The sequence below is a fragment of the Maritimibacter dapengensis genome, from assembly GCF_019218265.1.
Lineage (GTDB): Bacteria > Pseudomonadota > Alphaproteobacteria > Rhodobacterales > Rhodobacteraceae > Maritimibacter > Maritimibacter dapengensis.
In genome coordinates, this window is the sequence record NZ_JAHUZE010000001.1 from 487,528 (window position 1) to 510,223 (window position 22,696).

At 62.8% G+C, this 22,696-nt stretch carries 22 protein-coding genes; 12 read left to right on the forward strand and 10 right to left on the reverse strand.

What is annotated here, in order from left to right; genetic code table 11:
• The first annotated feature begins 83 nt into the window (after positions 1-83).
• Complete coding sequence (locus KJP28_RS02490; RefSeq protein WP_218390647.1) at positions 84-560, forward strand: hemerythrin domain-containing protein; 477 nt, start codon at positions 84-86, stop codon at positions 558-560.
• A gap of 66 nt (positions 561-626) precedes the next feature.
• Here KJP28_RS02490 and KJP28_RS02495 read toward each other — a convergent pair whose 3' ends face one another.
• Both KJP28_RS02495 and aspS read right to left on the reverse strand, forming a co-directional pair.
• The gene (locus tag KJP28_RS02495) at positions 627-1,133 is read right to left on the reverse strand and encodes a DUF1993 family protein (RefSeq protein WP_218390648.1); all 507 of its coding nucleotides are present in this window, start codon (positions 1,131-1,133) and stop codon (positions 627-629) included.
• Between the two features lie 4 nt (positions 1,134-1,137).
• The gene (aspS, locus tag KJP28_RS02500; RefSeq protein ID WP_218390649.1) at positions 1,138-2,916 is read right to left on the reverse strand and encodes an aspartate--tRNA ligase; all 1,779 of its coding nucleotides are present in this window, start codon (positions 2,914-2,916) and stop codon (positions 1,138-1,140) included.
• A 258-nt stretch (positions 2,917-3,174) separates the two neighbouring features.
• Between aspS and KJP28_RS02505 the strand changes: the two genes are divergently transcribed.
• The 6 genes from KJP28_RS02505 (at position 3,175) to lfb1 (ending at position 12,311) form a co-directional block, all read left to right on the forward strand.
• Positions 3,175-4,410 (forward strand): SAM-dependent methyltransferase, encoded by a 1,236-nt coding sequence (locus KJP28_RS02505; RefSeq protein WP_218390650.1) that lies wholly within the window; start codon positions 3,175-3,177, stop codon positions 4,408-4,410.
• A gap of 69 nt (positions 4,411-4,479) precedes the next feature.
• Positions 4,480-5,682 carry an SAM-dependent methyltransferase gene (locus KJP28_RS02510; RefSeq protein ID WP_255552157.1) on the forward strand — a complete coding sequence of 401 codons (1,203 nt, stop codon included), beginning with the start codon at positions 4,480-4,482 and terminating at the stop codon, positions 5,680-5,682.
• The gene (locus KJP28_RS02515; RefSeq protein WP_218390651.1) at positions 5,672-6,919 is read left to right on the forward strand and encodes a glycosyltransferase 87 family protein; all 1,248 of its coding nucleotides are present in this window, start codon (positions 5,672-5,674) and stop codon (positions 6,917-6,919) included. Before KJP28_RS02510 ends, KJP28_RS02515 begins: the two co-directional genes overlap by 11 nt.
• 216 nt (positions 6,920-7,135) lie before the next feature.
• On the forward strand, positions 7,136-10,405 hold the full coding sequence (carB, locus tag KJP28_RS02520) for a carbamoyl-phosphate synthase large subunit (RefSeq protein WP_218390652.1): 3,270 nt from the start codon (positions 7,136-7,138) through the stop codon (positions 10,403-10,405).
• 105 nt (positions 10,406-10,510) lie between these two features.
• Entirely contained in the window at positions 10,511-11,908 is a 1,398-nt protein-coding gene (locus tag KJP28_RS02525) for an L-serine ammonia-lyase (RefSeq protein ID WP_218390653.1), read from the forward strand.
• Positions 11,909-11,987: 79 nt separating this feature from the next.
• On the forward strand, positions 11,988-12,311 hold the full coding sequence (gene lfb1, locus KJP28_RS02530) for an LIC10280 family protein (protein WP_218390654.1): 324 nt from the start codon (positions 11,988-11,990) through the stop codon (positions 12,309-12,311).
• Here the strand turns inward: lfb1 and KJP28_RS02535 are convergent.
• Positions 12,298-12,960, reverse strand: coding sequence for a sulfotransferase family 2 domain-containing protein (locus KJP28_RS02535; protein ID WP_218390655.1), 663 nt, complete (start codon positions 12,958-12,960; stop codon positions 12,298-12,300). The genes lfb1 and KJP28_RS02535 overlap by 14 nt on opposite strands.
• 95 nt (positions 12,961-13,055) lie before the next feature.
• On the opposite strand from KJP28_RS02535, the gene KJP28_RS02540 reads away from it, so the two are divergent.
• Positions 13,056-13,418, forward strand: a complete 363-nt coding sequence (locus KJP28_RS02540) for a hypothetical protein (protein ID WP_218390656.1) — start codon at positions 13,056-13,058, stop codon at positions 13,416-13,418.
• Here KJP28_RS02540 and rimO read toward each other — a convergent pair.
• A complete protein-coding gene (gene rimO, locus KJP28_RS02545) occupies positions 13,415-14,782 on the reverse strand; it encodes a 30S ribosomal protein S12 methylthiotransferase RimO (RefSeq protein ID WP_218390657.1) in 1,368 nt (455 codons plus the stop codon). The genes KJP28_RS02540 and rimO overlap by 4 nt on opposite strands.
• Positions 14,783-14,964: 182 nt before the next feature.
• On the opposite strand from rimO, the gene KJP28_RS02550 reads away from it, so the two are divergent.
• A complete protein-coding gene (locus KJP28_RS02550) occupies positions 14,965-15,630 on the forward strand; it encodes a hypothetical protein (protein WP_218390658.1) in 666 nt (221 codons plus the stop codon).
• Between the two features lie 9 nt (positions 15,631-15,639).
• Here KJP28_RS02550 and KJP28_RS02555 read toward each other — a convergent pair whose 3' ends face one another.
• The 4 genes from KJP28_RS02555 to KJP28_RS02570 all read right to left on the reverse strand — a co-directional run bounded on the left by KJP28_RS02555 (position 15,640) and on the right by KJP28_RS02570 (position 17,907).
• Positions 15,640-15,888, reverse strand: a complete 249-nt coding sequence (locus KJP28_RS02555; protein ID WP_218390659.1) for a hypothetical protein — start codon at positions 15,886-15,888, stop codon at positions 15,640-15,642.
• A gap of 72 nt (positions 15,889-15,960) precedes the next feature.
• On the reverse strand, positions 15,961-16,347 hold the full coding sequence (locus KJP28_RS02560; protein ID WP_218390660.1) for a glyoxalase superfamily protein: 387 nt from the start codon (positions 16,345-16,347) through the stop codon (positions 15,961-15,963).
• Between the two features lie 4 nt (positions 16,348-16,351).
• Entirely contained in the window at positions 16,352-16,930 is a 579-nt protein-coding gene (locus KJP28_RS02565) for a GcrA family cell cycle regulator (protein ID WP_218390661.1), read from the reverse strand.
• A 98-nt stretch (positions 16,931-17,028) separates the two neighbouring features.
• Complete coding sequence (locus KJP28_RS02570) at positions 17,029-17,907, reverse strand: DMT family transporter (RefSeq protein WP_218390662.1); 879 nt, start codon at positions 17,905-17,907, stop codon at positions 17,029-17,031.
• Between the two features lie 234 nt (positions 17,908-18,141).
• On the opposite strand from KJP28_RS02570, the gene KJP28_RS02575 reads away from it, so the two are divergent.
• From KJP28_RS02575 to KJP28_RS02585, 3 genes are all read left to right on the forward strand, one after another.
• Complete coding sequence (locus KJP28_RS02575; RefSeq protein ID WP_218390663.1) at positions 18,142-19,326, forward strand: aspartate aminotransferase family protein; 1,185 nt, start codon at positions 18,142-18,144, stop codon at positions 19,324-19,326.
• Positions 19,323-20,249 (forward strand): ornithine carbamoyltransferase, encoded by a 927-nt coding sequence (argF, locus tag KJP28_RS02580; protein WP_218390664.1) that lies wholly within the window; start codon positions 19,323-19,325, stop codon positions 20,247-20,249. The genes KJP28_RS02575 and argF overlap by 4 nt, the downstream gene beginning before the upstream one ends.
• A 200-nt stretch (positions 20,250-20,449) precedes the next feature.
• Positions 20,450-20,947, forward strand: coding sequence for an isochorismatase family protein (locus tag KJP28_RS02585; RefSeq protein WP_218390665.1), 498 nt, complete (start codon positions 20,450-20,452; stop codon positions 20,945-20,947).
• Here the strand turns inward: KJP28_RS02585 and KJP28_RS02590 are convergent.
• Entirely contained in the window at positions 20,944-21,693 is a 750-nt protein-coding gene (locus tag KJP28_RS02590; protein WP_218390666.1) for a GNAT family N-acetyltransferase, read from the reverse strand. The two genes, KJP28_RS02585 and KJP28_RS02590, sit on opposite strands and share 4 nt — an antisense overlap.
• A 57-nt stretch (positions 21,694-21,750) precedes the next feature.
• Entirely contained in the window at positions 21,751-22,569 is an 819-nt protein-coding gene (locus KJP28_RS02595; RefSeq protein WP_218390667.1) for a sulfotransferase family protein, read from the reverse strand.
• Positions 22,570-22,696 lie beyond the last annotated feature (127 nt).

Genomic DNA, 22,696 nt, shown 5'->3' on the forward strand with positions numbered 1-22,696 from the left:
CCCCAAAAGGCTGCGCCGCGTTTCGTTTGGAACCGTTCGACCCCAAGCGCGTTGGATGCAAAAGCCACTCGAAAGGTTGAGCCATGCCATCCATCTACGACGCCATCATCGCGGACCACGAGAAGCACCGCGACCTGCTGGACAAGATCGCCAACACCGAAGGCGACAGCGAAGAACGCCGCAAGGCGTGGAACGCATTTTACTGTGACATCAAGAGCCATTCGGCCGCTGAAGAAGAAGAGTTTTATTCGGTCCTGATGAAAGAGACCTGGGGGCAGGACGCGGCCCGCCACTCGGTCGCCGAACATCACGAAATGGACGAGATCGTGGAGGAGCTGAACGAGATGGACATGTCGTCGTCCGGCTGGCTCACCCGTTTCAAGACTTTGAAGCACGACTACGAGCACCATATGGAAGAGGAAGAAAACGAGGTTTTCACCCGCGCAAAGAAGGTCGTGGGCGAGGAAGAAAACGACGCCTATGGTGAACGCTTTCAGAAGCGGAAGGAAAAGGAACTCGGGTTGGTCCAGAAGAAAAAAGAGGACCACCTGGAGGATTGAGGTCTAAAGGTGCACTTCAATCGAAACGCCCGTCCCGGTTGGGGCGGGCGTTTCCTTTTGCGGGTCTCAGAAGCTGAAGCCCTGCGGATAATCGTGCAATCCGTCGAAATCGCTCTTGCCGATCTCGAGCCCGCCCTGGCGCAGGACGGCGAAGCCCATGGAGAGGTGGAACAGGAAATTGGGCATGGCGAAGAGGTGGAGATAATCGCCCGCCTTCTGGTCGAGCTCGGCGAAGCCCGCGATATGGCGCACGGTTCGGCCTTCGGCCCCATCGAAGGTGGCGGGGTCCAGCGTGACCAATCGTTCATGGGCGAAGTCGATGCGCGCGAGAACGCCGTCGTAATCCATTGCCGCTTCTGGAAAGTCCGGGGTGCGTTCGCCTATCATCGGGAAGGTGCCACGGAGTGCAAAGCCTGCGGCCGAGGCGAATTGCTGCGCGCCGGAGAACATGTCCGGCGCGAGCTTGGCCTCGAGCAGGTCGGGCTGCGTGCGGCATTGGGCGACAAGACCCCGCGCCTGTTCGAGGTAATGCAGAAAGACGGGCACTGAGGCGGTATAGAGCGCCGGTGCCATGGCCTTACTCCTTCGGCGCTTCGATGACGCGCAGCGACAATTCGCGAAGCTGTTCGTTGGTCGGTTCCGACGGCGCGCCCATCATCAGGTCTTCGGCGCGCTGGTTCATCGGGAACATCATGACTTCGCGGATGTTCGATTCGTCGGCCAGGAGCATGACGATGCGGTCGATGCCTGCCGCGCAGCCGCCGTGGGGTGGGGCGCCGTATTGGAAGGCGCGGGCGAGGCCGCCGAAGCGTTTCTCAACCTCTTCCGCACCGTAGCCGGCCTTCTCGAACACCTTGAACATGACATCGCGCTTGTGGTTCCGGATCGCGCCGGAGATCAGCTCGTATCCGTTGCAGGCGAGGTCGTATTGGTAGCCGAGGACCGACAGCGGGTGGCCGTCGAGGTCCTCGAGGTTCTGCGGCATCGAGAACGGGTTGTGCGAGAAGTCGATATCGCCCGTGTCCTCGTCGGCCTCGTACATCGGGAAGTCGACGATCCAGGCGAAAGCGAAACGGTCGGTGTCGGTGAGGCCAAGCTCGTCACCGATGACGGTGCGCGCCTTGCCCGCGACACGCTCGAACGCATCCGGCTTGCCGCCGAGGAAGAAGGCGGCATCGCCCACGCCCAAGCCAAGCTGCTGGCGGATCGCTTCGGTGCGCTCCGGGCCGATGTTCTTGGCGAGGGGGCCGGCGGCTTCCATGCCGTCGTCGCCATCACGCCAGAAGATGTAACCCATCCCCGGCAGGCCTTCGCCCTGGGCGAATTTGTTCATCCGGTCGCAGAATTTGCGCGAGCCGCCGGTGGGCGCGGGGATGGCACGGATTTCGGTGCCGTCCTGCTCGAGCAGGTTCGCGAAGATCGCGAAGCCGGAGCCGCGGAAATGCTCGGACACGACCTGCATCTTGATCGGGTTGCGAAGGTCGGGCTTGTCGGTGCCGTACCAGAGTGCCGAGTCCTTGTAGGAGATTTGCTCCCATTCGGTGTCGACCTTGCGACCGCCGCCGAATTCCTCGAACACGCCCTGAACCACGGGCTGGATCGTGTCGAAGATGTCCTGCTGTTCGACGAAGCTCATTTCCATGTCGAGCTGGTAGAAATCGGTGGGCGAGCGGTCGGCGCGCGGGTCTTCGTCGCGGAAGCACGGCGCGATCTGGAAATACTTGTCGAAGCCCGACACCATGATGAGCTGTTTGAAGAGCTGCGGGGCCTGCGGCAGGGCGTAGAACTTGCCGGGGTGCAGGCGCGAGGGGACGAGGAAGTCGCGCGCGCCTTCGGGCGAGGACGCGGTGATGATCGGCGTCTGGTATTCTCGGAAGCCCTGATCCCACATGCGTTTGCGCATCGAGGCGATGACGTCGGAGCGCAGGGTGATGTTCGACTGCATCTCTTCGCGGCGCAGATCGAGGTAGCGATAGCGCAGGCGGGTTTCCTCGGGATATTCCTGATCGCCGAACACGATCAGGGGCAGTTCCTCGGAGGCGCCGAGCACTTCCATGTCCTGAATGAACACTTCGACCTCGCCGGTCGGCAGTTTCGGGTTCACGAGGCTTTCGTCGCGGGCCAGCACCTTGCCGTCGATGCGGATGCAGAATTCCGAGCGCAGTTTCTCGACCTCGGCGAAAACCGGGCTGTCTTCGTCGGCCAGAACCTGCGTGATACCGTAATGGTCGCGCAGGTCGATGAACAGCACGCCGCCGTGGTCGCGCACGCGATGGACCCAGCCCGACAGGCGAACCTGGTCGCCCACGTTGCTCGCGTTCAGGTCCGCGCAAGTATGGCTGCGATAAGCGTGCATGATGGTTCCTCGGGGCTGTTTTCTATCCGAGCCGATACACATTGCCAGCCAAGCGAAGTCAAGCCTTCGTCGGAAAATGCCCGCCGATGGGAACAAAACATCGTGCAAGTGGCTTTACAGAATGGGAAATCGGTCCCACGGTTAACGTGTATTAACAATGTTGAGGCAGGGGTACGGCACGCCGAAACCCTTGGAACAAAGGGGCGAGCAGTCACATTCGGGAGCCGGCGGTGGGCCGGTGCCAAGAGGGAGCCTGGCATGTGGACTGCATTGCTTGACAAGAGTCTGTCGCATTTTTTCCGCGACGGAACACTACATCTGACATATCCAGACGGGTCGACCCGCCGCTATGGGCAGGGCCAGCCGGAGGCGCATGTGCGGATCACCGATCCGTCGCTGATCCGGTCACTCGTCATAAGCCCCGAGCTTGCCGTGGGCGAGGGCTATATGGACGGGCGTGCCGAGATCGACGATCTCCGGGCGTTCTTCCGGGTGGCGATTCCGGCGATCAAGGGCAAAAGCTATCACTGGGCACAAAGGCCCTTCGACTTCGCGAAACGGATGGGTCGGAAGTTGGAACAGGCCAATACGCTGGTCAGGGCGAAGGCCAATGTCGCGCATCACTACGACCTGTCCGGCGAACTCTACGATCTCTTCCTCGACCGCGACCGGCAGTATTCCTGCGCCTACTGGCCGGAACCGGACATGACGCTGGACGAGGCGCAGGAGGCCAAGAAACAGCATATCGCCAAGAAACTCCGGCTTGCACCGGGGATGACCGTTCTGGACATCGGCTGCGGCTGGGGCGGAATGGGGCTGACGCTCGCCCGCGACTATGGCGCGAAGGTCGTGGGTGTCACGCTGTCGACCGAGCAACACGCGATTGCGGTCAAGCGGGCCGAAGAGGCGGGGTTGAGCCATCTGTGCGACTTCCGGCTTCAGGATTACCGCGACGTGACCGAGACATTCGACCGTATCGTGTCGGTGGGCATGTTCGAACATGTGGGTGCGCCGCATTACAACGAGTATTTCGGCAAGGTGAAGGATCGATTGACCGAGGACGGGCTCGCGCTCATCCATTCCATCGGACATATCGGGCCGCCGAACTACTCGGACCCGTGGTTCAACAAATACATCTTCCCCGGCGGGTATTCTCCGGCCCTGAGCGAGATGCAGGCCGCGGTCGACCACCATCGCCTCGTCACGCAGGACGTCGAAGCTCTTCGCATCCACTACGCAAGGACGCTCGGGGCGTGGCACGACCGGTTCATGGCGCGGGCGGACGAAGCACGGGCGCTATATGACGAGCGGTTCGTGCGGATGTGGCGCTATTACCTTCTGTCGATGGAAGCCGCATTCACCTATGGCAACTTGCTCGTCTACCAGGTCCAGATCGGTAAGACGCTGACCGCCGCGCCGATCACCCGCGATTATCTTTACACCGGGCACGAGGCGAACCCCGCCAATCCTGCCTTCGCAGAAGCCGCAGAATAGCGTTTCGGCTTTCCCCCGTCCCGCGCTCGCGTTTAGGGTGTGTCGAACCCCAGGCAAGAGGGACGGGACATGCTAGGTGGGATGTTGTCGCGCATGGTCGCGCGGCTCGTGAAGAGTGGCGATCTGGAGATCACCTGGCCGGACGGGACGACCGGGCGATACGGTGACGGCACCGGCGAAAACGTTCACGCGACGATCAGTGACCCCGGTCTTCTGCGCCGATTGATGCAGAATCCTGAGCTTGCGCTGGGCGAAGGCTATATGGAGGGCGGGCTGACCATCGAGGGCGATGACCTGACCGGGTTTCTGCGCCTCATCGCTCGCAATGTGCGCGAGAACGGGTCGGGCCGGTTCTCTGCCGCCGCCGCCGCCGCGCGCACCGGGCTGCGACGGTTCGCCCAAAGCAACCCCATCAACATCGCGCGGCTGAACGTCGAGGCGCATTACGACCTGCCCGCCGAGTTGTACGAGCTCTTTCTCGACGACGCGCTTCAATACACCTGCGCCTATTTCCGCGAAGACGATATGGACATCGGCGCCGCGCAGCAGGCGAAGATGGAGCATATCGGCAGGAAACTCATGATCGAGCCCGGCATGCGGGTGCTCGACATCGGCTCGGGCTGGGGCGGCCTGTCGATCAAGCTCGCAAAGGAGTTCGGCGCGCAGGTGACGGGTGTCACCCTGTCGGACGTGCAATTGAATTACGCGAAGAAGAAGGCCGAGGAGGCCGGGGTCGCGGACCGGGTGAATTTCCGACTGATGGATTACCGCGACCTCAACGAGACCTTCGACCGGGTCGTGGTGGTCGGGATGCTGGAGCATGTCGGCCAGCCGCAATACCACATTTTCTTCGATCAGCTTGGCAAGGTTCTGGCCCCGGACGGCATCGCGCTCGTCCATACCATCGGGCGCACCACGCCGCCCGGCCAGACCAGCCCGTTCATCCACAAGTACATCTTCCCCGGTGGCTATATCCCGGCGTTGTCCGAGGTCATGTCCGAGGTGGAAAAGACCCCGCTCATGCCCGCCGACATCGAGGTTTGGCGCGACCATTACGCGCGCACAATGCGGGCCTGGCAGGACAAGTTCGAGGCCAATCTCGACCGGGTGCGCGAGATGTTCGACGAACGGTTCGTGCGCATGTGGCGCTATTACCTGATCGCATCGGAGATGAGTTTCACGGAGTTGGGGCTTGTGATTTTCCAACTTCAGATGGCACATAAACCCACGATCGTGCCGATTACCCGTGAGTATCTCTACAATGAAGCGTGATACGTCGATTGCCGTGCTGATCGCCCTGATCTGGGCGGCGGCGATGGTTGCGTTGCATTGGGGAAATCTGAAGCTCGACACGACGGCGATTTACTACGCTGCAAAATCGTGGAGCGCGGGGATGCCGGAGCTGGTCTATGCACCGGGGCCGGTTCCGTTCCTCGTCGAGCCGCCACAGCAATGGGTTGACTGGGCCACCGCCGAAGGCTGGGAAGAGACGGTCTATTTCACACCTTTCCTCTATCCGCCGCTCTGGGCCGTGCTGTTCGCCCCTATCGCTGGCGCGGTGAATTCGAGGGTGTTCTTCGACGGAACGCTCGTCGCCTTCATACTCGCGAGTTTCTGGATGGTATGGCTGTCCTGGCGGTTCGTGCGTCCGAACATGGTCAACCCGGTGGCCTGGTCCGGCCTGTCCTTCCTGTTCCTGATCGGCACAGCGCCGGCCTACATGATCTATGGCCTCGGACAGCCCCAGGTCATCGTCGCCGCGGTGACGCTTGCCGCCTTCGTGGCGCTTGCGAACGATAGGGACGTTCTGTCGGGCGGGCTGCTCGCCCTGGCGGCTGCGGCCAAGCTGTCGCCGGCGCTGCTCGTGATCGTCTTCATCATGGAGAAGCGCTGGACCGCGCTCGCGGCCTTCGCGGGGTTCGGTGCCGCTTTGGCCGGATTGTCCGTCGCGCTGGCGGGCTGGCCGCTTCATGCCGAGCTTCTGGCCAAGTTGTCGGCGATCGAGGGTCATATCCTGATCAGCCGGATCAATGCGGGCGCGGAGCTGGTACTCTACCAACTGGGCGAAACGCTCGCGGGCCGCGCGGAATGGGTGATCGGCCGTCCGAGCCAGGTGGTCGAGCCGGGTTGGGTCACATGGATCACGCGTGCGATCATGATCGTCGGGTTCGCCGCTATCTGGTGGGCGAGCCGCGACGTGTCGCAGAGGTTGCGCATCTGGCTGCGGCTTCTGGGCGTTCTGCTGGTGACGCTGGTCGCCAACCCGCTTGGATGGGTTCATTACCTGATCCTACCGTTCATGATGCTGCCCGGCCTGCTGGCGGTTGCGGAAAGGCGGCTTGCGGTGCGAACGATCAGCGTGACCTTCGTGCTGTTCTCGATGCCGGTCTACCTTGCGCTCAACATGTTCGGTGAGGGCGACTGGGTTCAGGTCGGGATCAATTTCTTTGCCTGTGTCGCGCTGATCCTCGTTGTCATCCGGGTCGCGCGGGCGGAGGCGAACCCGTGATAGGTCTTGCGCCGCGCGCGGGGCGCGCGTCGCGATGTTGGAGGGGCGCTGCCCCTCCAGACCTCCCCGGCATATTTATCGCACGATGAAGCTGAAACGGGGCGGGTTTTTCCGGCCTGCCCCCTTGCCCCCGCGCCCGCCATGTCTATAACCCACGACAATTTGCGCGCAGGCGAGAATCCGCGGCGCGTGGTCCATTGCCGGGGGTGAGGCGCGATGCCGAAGAGAACCGATATCCAGTCGATCATGATCATCGGGGCCGGTCCCATCATCATCGGGCAGGCCTGCGAATTCGACTATTCCGGGGCGCAAGCCTGCAAGGCGCTGCGCGAGGAAGGGTATCGGGTGATCCTGGTCAATTCGAACCCCGCGACGATCATGACCGACCCGGATATGGCGGATGCCACCTATATCGAGCCGATCACCCCGGACATTGTTGCCAAGATCATCGAGAAAGAGCGGCCGGACGCGCTCTTGCCCACAATGGGCGGGCAGACGGGGCTGAACACCGCGCTGGCGCTGGACGATCAGGGGGTGCTGGAGAAATTCGGCGTGGAACTGATCGGTGCGAAACGCGACGCGATCGAAATGGCCGAGGACCGGAAGCTTTTTCGCGAGGCGATGGATCGGCTGGGGATCGAGAACCCGGCGGCGACCATCGTCACCGCGCCCAAGCGCGAAAACGGAAGTGCGGATCTTGAAGCGGGTGTCGCTCAGGCGCTCGAGGCGCTGGACGAGATTGGCCTGCCTGCAATCATCCGCCCGGCCTTCACGCTTGGCGGAACCGGCGGGGGCGTGGCCTATAACCGCGACGAATATATCCACTATTGCCGGTCCGGGATGGATGCTTCGCCGGTGAACCAGATCCTCGTCGACGAGAGCCTTCTGGGGTGGAAGGAATACGAGATGGAGGTCGTGCGCGACAAAGCCGACAACGCCATCATCGTCTGTTCCATCGAGAACGTGGATCCGATGGGGGTTCATACCGGCGACTCGATCACCGTCGCCCCCGCGCTCACGCTGACCGACAAGGAATATCAGCTGATGCGCACGCACTCGATCAACGTTCTGCGCGAGATCGGGGTCGAGACCGGCGGGTCGAACGTGCAATGGGCGGTGAACCCGGAGAACGGTCGCATGGTCGTGATCGAGATGAACCCGCGCGTCTCGCGCTCGTCCGCGCTGGCGTCCAAGGCGACGGGCTTTCCCATCGCCAAGATCGCGGCAAAGCTGGCGGTGGGGTATACGCTGGACGAGCTGGACAACGATATCACCAAGGTCACTCCCGCAAGTTTCGAGCCGACCATCGACTACGTCGTCACCAAGATCCCGAAATTCGCGTTCGAGAAGTTCCCCGGGTCGCAGCCGCACCTGACCACCGCGATGAAATCCGTTGGCGAGGTCATGTCGATCGGGCGCACCATTCACGAGTCGATGCAAAAGGCGCTGGCGTCGATGGAATCGGGCCTCTCAGGATTCGACGAGGTCGAGATCGAAGGCGCGCCGGACAAGGCCGCCGTCATCAAGGCGATCTCGGTCGCGACGCCCGACCGGCTGCGCACGATCGCGCAGGCGATGCGGCACGGGCTGACCAATGACGAGATCATCGGGGCCACGAGCTTCGACCCCTGGTTCCTCGACCGGGTGCGCGAAATCATCGATGCCGAGGACGACGTCCGCAAAAATGGTCTTCCCGTCACCGAAGAGGGGCTGCGCAAGCTCAAGATGATGGGCTTCACCGACATGCGTCTGGCCGCGTTGACCGGCCGGGACGAGGCCAATGTGCGCCGTGCGCGTCAGAACCTCGGTGTGAACGCGGTGTTCAAGCGGATCGACACCTGCGCGGCCGAGTTCGAGGCGCAGACGCCATACATGTATTCCACCTACGAAGTCCCGATGATGGGCGAGGTGGAATGCGAGGCGCGGCCTTCGGAGCGCAAGAAGGTCGTCATTCTCGGTGGCGGACCGAACCGGATCGGGCAGGGGATCGAATTCGATTATTGCTGCTGTCACGCCTGTTTCAGCCTGACGGATGCGGGCTATGAGACGATCATGATCAACTGCAACCCCGAGACGGTGTCGACCGATTACGACACCTCGGACCGGCTGTATTTCGAGCCTCTGACCTTCGAACATGTCATGGAAATTCTGCGGGTCGAGCAGGAGAACGGGACGCTGCACGGTGTCATCGTCCAGTTCGGCGGGCAGACGCCCCTGAAGCTGGCCAACGATCTGGAAGCCGCCGGAATTCCGATACTCGGCACTTCGCCCGACGCGATCGACCTGGCCGAGGACCGCGAGCGGTTCCAGGACCTCGTGAACCGGCTGAACCTCAAGCAGCCGAAGAACGGGATCGCGCATTCCGATGCCGAGGCGGTCGAGATCGCCATGGGGATCGGGTTCCCGCTGGTGATCCGTCCGTCCTACGTGCTGGGTGGCCGCGCGATGGAGATCGTGCGCGATATGGAAGGGCTGAAACGCTATATCCGCGATGCGGTGGTTGTTTCGGGTGACAGCCCGGTGCTGCTCGACAGCTACCTTTCCGGGGCGGTCGAGGTCGATGTGGATGCTCTTGCCGACGGTGACGCGGTTCACGTCGCGGGGATCATGGAGCATATCGAAGAGGCGGGGGTCCATTCCGGTGACAGCGCCTGTTCGCTGCCGCCCTATACGCTGTCCGCCGAGATCATCGACGAGCTGAAGCGGCAGTCGGTCGCGCTGGCGAAAGAGTTGAAGGTCGTCGGGCTGATGAACGTGCAGTTCGCGGTGAAGGGCGGCGAGATTTATCTCATCGAGGTGAACCCGCGTGCCTCGCGCACGGTGCCCTTCGTCGCCAAGGCCGTGAACAGCCCGATTGCAAGCATCGCGGCGCAGGTCATGGCGGGCGCAAAGCTGTCGGAATTCGATCTGGTGGACCCGCTGGTGGATCGGTTCGCTGTCAAAGAGGCGGTGTTGCCCTTCGCCCGGTTCCCCGGCGTAGACACGCTGCTCGGGCCAGAAATGCGCTCCACCGGCGAAGTCATGGGATCGGATGCGAGTTTCGCTCGTGCGTTTCTCAAGGCGCAATTGGGGGCGGGAACGATCCTGCCGACCGAGGGGACCGTGTTCTTCTCGATCAAGGACGACGACAAGACGCCTCAGATGGCGGAAACCGCGACGATCCTGCGGGATATGGGGTTCCATATCATGGCGACGTCCGGCACGGCTGCGTTCCTGACGGAAAACGGGATCGAGACGGAAGTGGTGCGCAAGGCCTATGAAGGCGGGCGGACCATCGTGGACGTGATGAAGGACGGGTTGGTCGATCTGGTGATGAACACGACCGAGGGCGCGCAGGCGGTCGAGGACAGCCGCTCGATGCGGTCGGTCGCGCTTTACGACAAAATACCGTATTTCACCACGGCAGCAGCCAGCCATGCGGCGGCCCGGGCGATGAAGGCGCGAGACGAAGGCGACCTGACGGTGAAATCGCTTCAGGAGGCATAGGGCGCTCAGGCGGCATTGAATGTCGCCATCCTCCACCCGAATGTCGCGCATTTGAACCGACTCGCGGTTGGCCCGCGTTAGCGTGGGGACAAGCGCGAGGTTTCCATGTTCATATCCGTCTTCGACATTTTCAAACCCGGCATAGGCCCGTCTTCGTCGCACACCATGGGGCCGATGGTGGCGGCCGAGCGGTTTCTCACGAGCCTGCGCCAAGACGAGAAGATCCCCGGTGCCGGGACGCTCGCGTCGGTCAGTGTCACGCTGCACGGGTCTCTCGCATGGACCGGCAAGGGGCATCACACGGATCGGGCGGTGATGCTGGGGCTGTTGGGTGAGGCGCCGGATCGGCTCGACCCGGACGCGGCGGAGGGGTTGCTCGCGGCGCTCGCGAAGCGTCGGAAGATCACGCATGACGGGCTGCCGGACATCGCTTTCAATCCGGAAACGGACCTGACCTTCGATTTCGGGAAGCCGCTTCCACTGCACGCAAATGCGCTCACGTTTCGGGCGTTCGACGAAGCGGGCAATCCGTTCATGACCGAGACTTATTACTCGGTCGGGGGTGGTTTCGTGCAAACGGAGGCAGAATTGACTGCACCGCCCATTTCGATCGGGGCCGAGAAGCGGGCCATGGGCTATCCGCATCCCTTCGGGTCGGCGGAAGAAATGCTGGCTATGGGGCGCAAGACGGGGCTGAGCATCGCGCAGATGAAACGGGAAAACGAAAACGCGCATGGGGTGGGCGACCTCGATGCGCGGCTCGATGCGCTGATCGCGGCGATGAACGCCGTCGTCGACCGTGGTTTCGCGCAGGAGGGCGTGTTACCCGGAGGGCTCAAGGTCAAACGCCGTGCCAAGGCGCTGCATGACGATTTGCAGGCCACGAAGTATTCCAACCGCAACGCGCCGCATGTGGTGAACGACTGGCTCTCGGCCTATGCCATGGCGGTGAACGAAGAGAACGCCGCCGGGGGACGGGTCGTGACCGCGCCCACTAACGGGGCGGCGGGCACGGTGCCTGCTGTGCTCAGATACCTGCGCGACCATTTCCCCGAGGCGGATGCGGCAGCGGCGCGGGATTTCATCCTGACGGCAGCGGCCATTGGAGGGCTGATCAAGGAGAACGCGTCGATTTCGGGTGCCGAGGTGGGGTGTCAGGGTGAGGTCGGATCGGCCAGCGCCATGGCCGCCGCCGGGCTGTGTGCCGCGCTCGGCGGGACCAACGCGCAGATAGAGAACGCGGCCGAAATCGCGCTGGAGCACCACCTTGGGATGACCTGCGACCCGGCGGCGGGGCTGGTGCAGGTGCCTTGCATCGAGCGTAACGCAATGGGGGCGATCAAGGCGGTCTCGGCTGCGTCGCTTGCGCTTCGTTCGGACGGCGAGCATTTCATGCCGCTCGACAATTGCATCAAGGTGATGCTGGAGACCGGGCAGCACATGGACGAGCGCTACAAGGAAACCAGTCAGGCGGGGATCGCGGTCAACCTGCCGGAGTGCTGACGGGGTTTGCGCGCGTGGTGCTTTGTCGATCTCGGGTGCGGTGTTAACCTGCTACGGATTTCAGACAGGAGTTTGCCCAATGATCCCCCGCCTCGCCTTTGCCGTTCTTCTTGCCGCACCCCCCGCGTTTGCCGATGTGAGCGGCAGTTACACCGCCGAAGGGCGCAATCCCGACGGGTCGGCCTACAGCGGGCGCGCGGATCTCGTCGAGGCGGATGGCGTGGTCTCGGTGCAGTGGCAGGTGGGCAGTCAGAGCTATTCGGGGCAGGGGCCGATCAACGGAGACATCGTTACTGTCGACTGGGGGCAGAATACGCCTGTGGTCTATGTCGTGATGCCGGACGGCGAATTGCACGGCACGTGGGCAGACGGACTCGCTTTGGAGAAGCTCACACCGCGCTGAGGAGCTTTTCGGCGTTCCACGGTGGCCTGAACCACTGCGACATGGCGGCGTAGTCAGCCTCGGTATGCGACCGAATCGCGGCCTGCGTCGCTGGTGCGAGGTCGCATAGATCGAATGTCGCCTTGGACCGGTTCGGGCGGGTGAATGTCACGCTGCGCCCGGTCATGGCGGTCAGGTCGTCCCGCAGGAGGCGAAGTTCGCGGGCACGGTAGACACGGTCGTACCGGTCTAGCTGGGTGCCGGTGAACACGACCTGTTTCATCGCGTGTTGCTTGATGATCGGAACCGCGCCCATGTAGGCGGTCAGGTTCTGAAAGAAGAAGTCGGGATCGGGGCACATCGGCACGTCGTGCTGGCCACCCACGCGCAACGAAAGGGGCAGGTCTTCGCGATCCTGTACGAGCTCCGTATAGACGGACAACAGCCGCTGGATCGGGTCGCGAATGAGCGTGAACCGGAAGAATCCCTGGTAAGCGTTGAAACGATCCTCGCGAAACCGTGGCCAGTGTCGGGCGCGGTTGGATGGCCCGTCGTCGTCTGTCGTCGGCTTGGTTCCGGCAAGCTGCGTGAGCATGGATTGCACAGCGGTGCCCGCCGTATTGGGCACAGCGATGAAAGCGAGTTCGAAATCGTCCACAGCAATAACCATGATTGTCGTATAACCACTATTTCGGGCGAGAATCTGGCGGTTTGGGGGCAATCACTTGCCTTTTCCGAACCTGCAAGACGTGGCATATTGGGTCTATGTTGTCTCGTTCCGCTTCGATCTTGCCCCTTGTGGCGCTTCTCGCCTTGCCGGTTTCGGCCTCTGCGGGCGGGTTGGTCTATGTGTATGACGTGGAGGGCGTGGCGGAGGATTGTTCGCGGTACGGCGGGTCGGTGGATATCTGGATTTCGCCCGACGTGCCGGGCATGCTCGAGGCGCAGTGGTCGCAGGGCGATAGCACCCTGCCGGGTGAGGCGGTCGAGACCGAGAACGGCTTGGTGATTTATTGGGCTTATGACCGTGATGATCCCATGGAGTACCTAGGCGACCCATACGGCGTGCTATTGCATGACCCTGAAGGTTGCCGAATGGAGCGGCTCACCTACCGCGAAGACGACTAGACCAGCCGGCCCCAGAGGTCGTAATCGCCAGCCTCGTCCACTTCTACGGTGACGATCTGGCCCGGTGTGAGCGCCTCGTGCCCCTCGTCGATGAACAGGCAGCCGTCGATCTCGGGCGCGTCGGCCTTGGTGCGGCAGGTCGCGGCGTCGGCGTCCACCTCGTCCACGATCACGTCGATCCGCTTGCCGACCTTCGCGGCAAGCTTGGCTTCAGAGATCGCTTGGGCCTTTTCCATGAAGCGATGCCAGCGCTCTTCCTTCACCTCTTCGGCGACGTGGTCGGGCAGCGCGTTTGACCGCGCCCCGTCCACGTTTTCGTATTTGAAGCACCCGACGCGGTCCAATTGCGCCTCGTCGAGCCAGTCGAGGAGCGTCTGGAATTCCGCTTCGGTCTCGCCGGGATAGCCGACGATGAAGGTGGAGCGCAGGGCGATGTTCGGGCAGGCCGCGCGCCAGGCGGCGATTTCGTCCAGCGTTTTCGCGCCTGCGGCGGGCCGAGCCATGCGCTTCAGAACGTCGGGGTGGGCGTGCTGGAACGGGATGTCGAGATAGGGCAGGATCAGCCCGTCTGCCATCAACGGGATAAGTTCGCGCACATGGGGGTAGGGATAGACATAGTGCAGTCGCACCCATGCCCCGAGCGAGCCCAAATCGCGGGCGAGGTCGGTGATGTGGGCGCGGTGGCCGCGCTCTTCGGCGTAACGGATATCGAGCCCGTAGGCGGAGGTGTCCTGCGAAATGACGAGGAGTTCCTGAACGCCCGCCTCGACCAGTTTCTCGGCCTCGCGCACGACGGCATGGGCCGGGCGCGATTGCAGCCGGCCGCGCATGTCGGGAATGATGCAGAACTTGCAGGCGTGATTGCAGCCTTCGGAAATCTTGAGGTAGCTGTAGTGGCGCGGTGTGAGGCTGACCCCGGTCGCGGGCAGGAGGTCCACGAACGGATCCGGGTTGGGTGGGACAGCACCATGCACGGCGTCGAGCACCTGCTCATATTGATGAGGGCCGGTGACGGCCAGAACGCTCGGATGCGCGCCGGTGATGTAATCGGGTTCGGCCCCGAGACACCCTGTCACGATCACACGCCCGTTTTCATTGAGCGCCTCACCGATTGCCTCGAGGCTTTCGGCCTTCGCGCTGTCGAGAAATCCGCAGGTGTTCACGATGACCGCGTCCGCGCCGCCATAGTCGGGGCTGATCGCGTAGCCCTCGGCGCGCAGGCGCGTGAGGATGCGCTCGCTGTCGACCAGCGCCTTCGGGCAGCCAAGGCTGACCATGCCGATTTTCGGCTGGCCGGGGCGGGCCACTTCGGTGACGCGCGCACGGGCGAGGTCGGGGCGTAGATCTGGCGGGTTCGTCGACATGGAGCGGCCTATACGCTCTTCCGGTCATCCGGGAAAGGGGTCGCGCAGATCCTGTGATGTCACGAAGCTGCCATGTCTTTGCCGCACCGATGTCAAAATTGAAGAGCAGGAAATATGTTTCCCCCGCCTATTTTGCGGGATGGGTGCGTGCGGGTCGGATTGGATTTGGCAGGGACCGGACGATGAATGACAAAATTGCGGACAGGCCGGATTCGGACGGGATCGACGAGGCGATTCGGAACATGCTTATCGCCGAGGCCGAGGATGCCGACGCGAAGCCGGAGCCGACCCGGGAGATACCTGCAACGTTGCCGGTCGAGGAGCCGATCGTTGTCTCGCAGCCACCAGTGGCGCGCGTAGGCCGAGCGAAACGCCCGGAATTCGAGGAATTGGCAGAGCAGGAGCCGCCAAGGCCCGCATTCAGGCAACGGCTTTGGGCGGCTGTGCTGGGGTTCGTCAGACGTCCGGATGCGCCGCGGCTGCTCGCGTTTACGCTGCTCGCCGTCTTTCTGATCTACAAACCGTGGCAGGTGCTCATCCTGGCGCTTCTCGCGCTCGTTGCAGGTCTTGTTACCTATTTCTCGCTTGGGCCGGATCGTTGCGCGGAACTTGTGGTCGGGTGGTTTCAAAGGCTTCAGGCCCGTGATCCCGTGAAAGCAGAGCAGGTGCGCGGACGGGCGATGCGAACCAGCGAGCGATTGTCGAAGGCGCTTTCTCGTTTACCGGAACGCTGGACCGCAGGCCTCTATCTGCCGGATTTTCAACCCGACGGCGACATGCCGGAGAAGATGAAAAACGACCCGTTCGACCGCCTCGATGCGGAAGTCCGTGCGGTCGAACCCACCTGACAGCGCCAATCAGGGTCCGAGCAGCGCGTCGAGGCGTGCCTGACAGTCGCCGTCGCACCAGATGTAGCGTGTTTCGGTTCCGATCATCCGCCTGGCATAACGATAATCATAACCTTCGCCCCAGGTGCGGATGTTCTCGACATAGATGTCGTATGTCTTTTCACCGAAGCTCACCGTTTCGCCGGTGCGGGTGATGGTCGAGGTGGTCTCGCACGCAGCGAGGGTCGCGAGGGCGAGAAGTGCGGCTGTCCATTTCATGGTCTGTTCCCTGTCAGTTACCGACAAGTTAGGACGATTGGCGTGCCGCGTCAGCCCCAGAGTTCGCGGGTCTCAGCCATGTTCGGAAAGCGATTGCCAGAACACGACGCGGTTTCCGAACGGGTCTGTGAGCATGACTTCGCGCGCGCCCCAGGTCTGATCCGCGATGCCGGGGCGCAGACGCGGGTGGCCGCGTTCGGTGATCTCGGCGTGAAGTGCTTCGATGTCTGAAACTTCGATCCGCACGGCACCGCCGGGTGTGGCGTCGCCGTGGTGCTCGGAGAGGTGAAGCTCACAAGCGCCGCGTTTCACCGACATGTAAAGGGGCATGTCCGGTCCGAACCGATGTTCGAAAACGACCGTGAAGCCGAGGTAGCGGAGGTAGAAATCACGTGCTTCGCGTTCATCGAACGAGCGAAGTATGGGGACGGCGGGGCCGGTATCGGTGCCGCCGCCCATGGCCTCAGCGCTTGCGGTCGCGGCGCGAGGACATTGGCTGGAACGCCACGCCCACATGCGCCTCGCAATAGGGTTTGCCAGCCTGCACCGGGAGTCCGCAGAACCAGAAATCCTCGGTCGCCGGGTCACCGATGGGCCATTTGCAGGTCCGCTCGGTCAATTCGAGGAGGCCAAGCTTCTTGGCCGACTTTTCAATCTCCGACACCTTGGCGAGCGCTTCGGGGCTGATCTCGTTCGCGCTGGGCTGGGGCGGGAGGGGCTGACCGGCCGGGATGATTGCTTTGCGCGCGGGTGTCGCCGGTTTCACGGCGGGCGCGGCGTCGGGCTTGTCGTCGGCTTTTTCGGCCTTGGCGGGCGCTTTCTTGGGCGCGGCTTTCTTGGGAGCGGGCTTGGCCTTCTCCTTGGGCGCGGCCTTCGCGGTCGTCGTGCCGCCTCCGGCGCGGTTGGAAAGACCCAGGCGATGGACCTTGCCGATCACCGCGTTACGGGTGACGCCGCCAAGCTCCTTGGCGATCTGGCTGGCCGATTGGCCTTCGCCCCACATCTTTTTCAGGGTTTCGACGCGTTCGTCTGTCCAGGACATATGTCTTCCTCGTGAGGCCTCGGGTCGGCCTGAGCCTTGGTTTTCCGGACATTTTAGTCGCCCGGCTCGCGGTTACAAGCGGAAGGCCGGTATATGGCCTATTCCGGGCGTGGTTTCAACCGTCCTTCCCGCCACGCAAGTAGCGCGCCGCCGGCGAGGATGACGCCTGCGCCAAGTGCCGAGGTCGGGCTTGGCCAGGTGCCAAAGACGACGCCGTCGTAGAGCGCCGCAAAGACGAGGGTGGTGTAGAAAAATGGCGTGGCGAAGCTCGCATCCGCCCGGCGCAACGACTGGATGAAACAACTCTGGGCCAGTGCCATCATACCGCCGAGCGCGGCGAGCACGGCCCAGGTGGAAGGGGCGGGCAGTGTCCAGACGCCGGTGGCAAGCACCGCGAGGGTGGCGATTGTCAGGCCCATGGCGTTGTTGACGAAAAGGATTTGGAGCGGGCGTTCACGGCCCGTGAGAAACTTGATCACCGTGACCTCGATGCCCATCGCGAAGGCGGCGGCGAAGGCGAGCAGCGCGCCCGCCTCGAGCGCGCCGGAGCCGGGGCGCAACAGGATCATGCCGCCGGTGAGCGCAATGGCGGCAGCGAGCCAGCGCCACGGGCCGACCTTCTCTCCGAGGATCGGGATGGCGAGGAGCATGGCGAAGACCGGGTTGAGAAACGAGATCGCGGTGGCGTCGGCCAGCGGGATGAACTGGATCGCGGCGAAGGTCAGCGTGATCCCGAGCCAGCCTGCGAGCGATCGCGCCGCATGGATCGGTAGGTTCGGTTGCGTCAGCCGGTAGCGCAGTATGAATGCGGTTGTAGCGATGCCGATGAAGGCGAAGAGAAAACGCCCCTGGCTGATCTGGAGCGGATGCAAGCCAGCTTCGCCCGCGACCTTGGCCAGAAGCGTGGTTCCCGCGACGAGCGCGGCGGCGGTCAGCATGAAGGCCGCCGAAGCAAGCGGCGCGGGTTCGAGCGTCATGCCGGTTTCATATGTGAAACCCGCGCATTGCGCAGCCCCGATTTAGCAGATGGACAGATCGGTCGTTTCGCCTTAATGAGCGCGCCATGAGTAAACGGATCGCATATACTTGCCCCCGACGTCGCCGCGCCAGCGCGTGACGCCAGACCCCGTTCGCCCATAAACCTTTCCAAAATCGTTGACACCGGCCAAGCCTTGCGGCACCCAAAGGCCTCTTTTTCAAGGAATGACGCCATGATCCCGTCCGTTCTGCCGACCTATGCGCGCGCGAAACTGAACTTCTCCCGGGGAGAGGGCAGTTGGTTGATGACCGAGGATGGGGGCCGATACCTCGACCTGGGCGCGGGGATCGCGGTGAACGCGCTGGGCCATGCCAACCCGGACCTGATCGGGGCGTTGACGGCGCAGGCGCACAAGCTCTGGCATGTCTCGAACCTCTACGAAATTCCGGGTCAGGAAAAGCTGGCGGCGAAACTGGTCGATGCGTCTTTCGCGGATACCGTGTTCTTCACCAATTCAGGCACCGAGGCCGCGGAACTCGCGATCAAGATGGCGCGTAAGTACCACTATGACAAAGGCGCGCCGGAGCGGGTCGAGATCATCACCTTCGAGGGTTGTTTCCACGGGCGCTCCACAGGGGCAATCGCCGCGTCGGGGGCCGAGAAGATGGTCAAGGGCTTCGGTCCCCTGATGCCGGGTTTCGTTCACCTGCCGTTCGGGGATCACGACGCTTTGCGCGCGGCGGTGAACGCGAACACGGCAGCGATCATGGTCGAGCCGATTCAGGGCGAGGGCGGTATCCGCCCGCTGCCGGATCAGTGTCTCAAGGGGTTGCGCGATCTGTGCGACGAGCACGGCATCCTGCTGATCCTCGATGAGGTGCAATGCGGGATCGGGCGGACCGGGAAACTGTTCGCCCATGAATGGGCCGGGATCACGCCGGACATCCTCATGAGCGCCAAGGGTATTGGTGGGGGCTTCCCGCTCGGTGCCGTGCTTGCCACCGAAGAGGCGGCCTCCGGCATGACGGTCGGCACGCATGGTTCGACCTATGGCGGCAACCCGCTTGGCATGGCGGTGGGGTCCAAATTGATCGATATCGTCGGGAGCGACCGTTTCCTCGCCGAGGTGAACCGGAAAGCCGGCGCGCTGCGTCAGAAGCTTGAAGGTTTGGTCGCGGCGCATCCGGACGTGTTCGAAACGGTGCGGGGCGTCGGGTTGATGATCGGCCTGAAGTGCAGGCCTGAGGTCACGGCGGCAAATTTCGTGAAGGCGGGATACGAGGCCGGGGTCATCACCGTTCCGGCCGCCGACAACGTGGTGCGCTTGTTGCCCGCGCTGAACATCAGCGACGGGGATATCGACGAAGGACTTGCCCGGCTCGAAATGGCCGCGACTGCCGTGAAGGAGCCGTCATGACCCACTTTCTCGACATCAACCAGACAGACCCCGCCGACCTTCGGTCCATGCTGGAGGAAGCCAAGCGGATCAAGTCCGCGCGGTCGGGCCAGCCGAAGGGCGTGAAGGATGCCGAGCTTGCGCTCGACGGCCACATGGTCGCGCTGATCTTCGAGAAACCGTCGACCCGGACACGGGTGTCGTTCGACGTCGGCGTGCGCCAGATGGGGGGTGAGACGCTCGTCCTCACCGGCAACGAGATGCAGCTGGGCCATGGCGAGACCATCGCCGACACCGCACAGGTTCTGAGCCGGTTCGTGGACCTCATCATGATCCGGACCTTCGAGGAAGAAAAACTGATCGAACTGGCCGAGACTGCGAGCGTGCCGGTGATCAACGGGCTGACAGACCGCTCGCACCCCTGTCAGATCATGGCCGACATCATGACCTACGAGGAACATCGCGGGACGATCGAGGGGAAGAAGGTTGTCTGGTCGGGCGATGGCAACAACGTCTGCGCGAGCTTCATCCATGCCGCCGGGCAATTGGGCTTCGACCTGACCTACACCGGCCCCGAGCGGCTCGACCCCGAGGGGGTTTTCGTCGACGAAGCGCGGGCCAAGGGCGCAAACATCGAGATCGAGCGCGACCCGATGAAAGCGGTCGAGGGCGCGGACCTCGTGGTGACGGACACCTGGGTGTCGATGCATGACGCGCTGTCGACCCGCGAGCGGCGTCACAACATATTGCGCCCCTACCAGGTGAACGACCACCTGATGGCGGCGGCCAACGAGGATGCGCTGTTCATGCATTGTCTGCCGGCGCATCGCGGCGAGGAAGTGACCGACAGCATCATGGACGGCCCGCAATCGGTGATCTTCGACGAGGCCGAGAACCGGCTTCACGCGCAGAAAGCCATCATGCGCTGGTGCCTCGGGCGCTGAGTTACCAAAAGGCGCGCGGGCAGGGCCCGCGCACAGGTTTTGCACGGCCTTTGGGCCGCGCGGCGGGGGCGCTGCCCCCGAACGGTGAAATTGCAGGCAATTTCACCGACCCCCGGGATATTTCGCGACCGGAAAGGCGATAACGGTGGTGCGCAGTCGTTGGCTTTGCCAAGCTGGCGGCAGGTAACGCGGGAGAGGCCATGACCACGGCGCTGGTCGTCATAGATATGCAGGTCAGCCTGATCGAGGATGAAACGCCCGATCCGGACAGGATCATGTCGATCGTGTTCGATCTGGTCGCGCGGGCGCGCGAGGCGGGGGTGCCGGTCGTCTGGGTGACCGATGAGAACGTGACGCCCGACCCGACGCTGCACCCGGCGTTCCGTATCAAACCCGGCGAGGCGCATGTAATCAAAAGGCAGGGAAACGCCTTTGCCGACACCGCGCTGGCGGGTGAGTTGGGCGGTCGTGGGGTGGACCGGCTGGTGATCTGCGGAATGCAATCGGATCACTGTATCGCGCAGACCGTGCGCGCGGCTCCGGCGTACGGGTTCATGGTGACGCTGGTCGAGGACGCGCACACCACGCATGATTTCGACGGGCGCGGTTTCCGTTCGGTGATCGAAACGGTCAATCGCGAGTTGGCGGTGCTGGAAGACGTGATCGTCGTCGCGTCGGAGCGGATTGCTTTCGACTAGAGCGCGAGGACCTGGGCCAGGTCTTTCGGCAGTAGGTAATGGTAGGCGACGAGGCGGCCGTCCCGAACGAGTGCGTAGACTCCGTATGGCGATGGCGCACGTGTTCGAATGTCAGCGGCGCTTTCAAGCCGCACGTCCTTGAAGGGTATGACCTGTGCCGCTGCGAAGGTTTTCACGTGTTCGGCCGCGTCTTCCAGATAGGGGCATTGCGCGGAGCGCAGGACGGTCAAGCCGGGGCCGCAGGCGGCGGCCTTGGCGGCCCAGCTGCCGCTCAACCGCGGTGCGGGGCCAGGTGCGAAGCGTTTGACCATAAGGGAAAACCCCGGCGCGGCTTCTTCGACGGTTTCATAGCCGAAATGGGCGAAGACCTCGGGTTTGGCGAGCCAGTTTCCTTTTGATGCGAGCACGGTGACGCCCTTGAAGCCGCGGACGTGCGCGGTGCGCTCGACCTCTTCCATCAGGGCGCGGGCATGGCCCTTACCTTTGGATTTACCGACCACCCAGAGGCAATGGATCGCCATGAGGTCGTCTGCATTCTCGATGGCGCGCCAGCACCGCGCGGCAGGCATGAATTCGACGAAGCCACGTTGCTTGCCGCCCAGAAGCCGCAGTTCGAGACCTTCGGAGAAGCGGGCGAGAAGCCAATCGCGCTTGGCCTGCCAAGCATGGCTTTTGCGGGCGCTCATCTTGCAGAAGAACCCGTGTTCCTCGAGCGTGTCCGGCGTGACGGTGATGAGGTTCGACATGGTGCGGCTCCTTTGCGGAACCATGTCACAGGATGGGGCGCGGGGCCTTGATCCCGCTCAACTCCCCAATTTTTTATGCACCTCGTCAAGGTCGATGTCGTCGACCGGGAGCTTGTTGCCGGGATTGTCGAAGTCGTATTTGAACAATTCGAAATCCCGCCGGTAGATCTCCCACATCAGGTGCATGGAGAGGTCGTCGAAATACTCCTCGACCGGGTGCGCGCGTTCGGGGCCATGGCCTGCGGATTCGTTGAAACGCGGGATGGATTTGAGCGACACCTTCTTCGGCGTTTTCACGTTGTCGAGGACGCGTTTCATCCCGTCGTTGAAGTTCTCGGTCCAGAAGATGTGGTCATATGTCCCGCCGTTCAGAATGAAGGTCGAGACATGGCCCGACATGGCGGACCAATGGATGTCCGGGTCCATGGGGCGGCGGAAGCGGATGGTGTCGCGCGCGAACAGGAGGAAGCGGCGGAATGATTGGATCTGGTCGAATTCGAACCCATCGTCAGGGTTGCCCACCTCGATCCCGTATTTCTGGATCAGAAGGGGGACGAGATTGCCGCGGTAGCGGTTGCCGTTACGCTGAATCCCGCAGATCTTGTCGAAAAAGGACGACAGGATACGGGTGTAGGGATTGCGCACGCACGTGAAGGCGTAACTCTTGTGCGCCTTCACGTTGCGTTCGATCTTTTTCTGGTTTTCTTCCTGCGCCCATTTGATGATGCCATCCGTCGCATCGTGGATATCGCCGTCGAAGAATTCGCCATGATCGGAGTAATACATGATCTGCCCGATGGTCGAGCAGGCGCATTTCGGAACGACCCGATAGACCATGCTTTCACTCTCGGTCATCCAGGTGCCGGGGAAACCCATCGTGCTGCAATAGCCTCCGTTATGCGGACCCCTCGCAAGCGCCCTTTGATCTTTCGGACGAAAAAAGCAAAGAAACTCTGTAACTTCAATGCTTCGTTACGTTAGGTATGTCAACAATGCCCGCCGA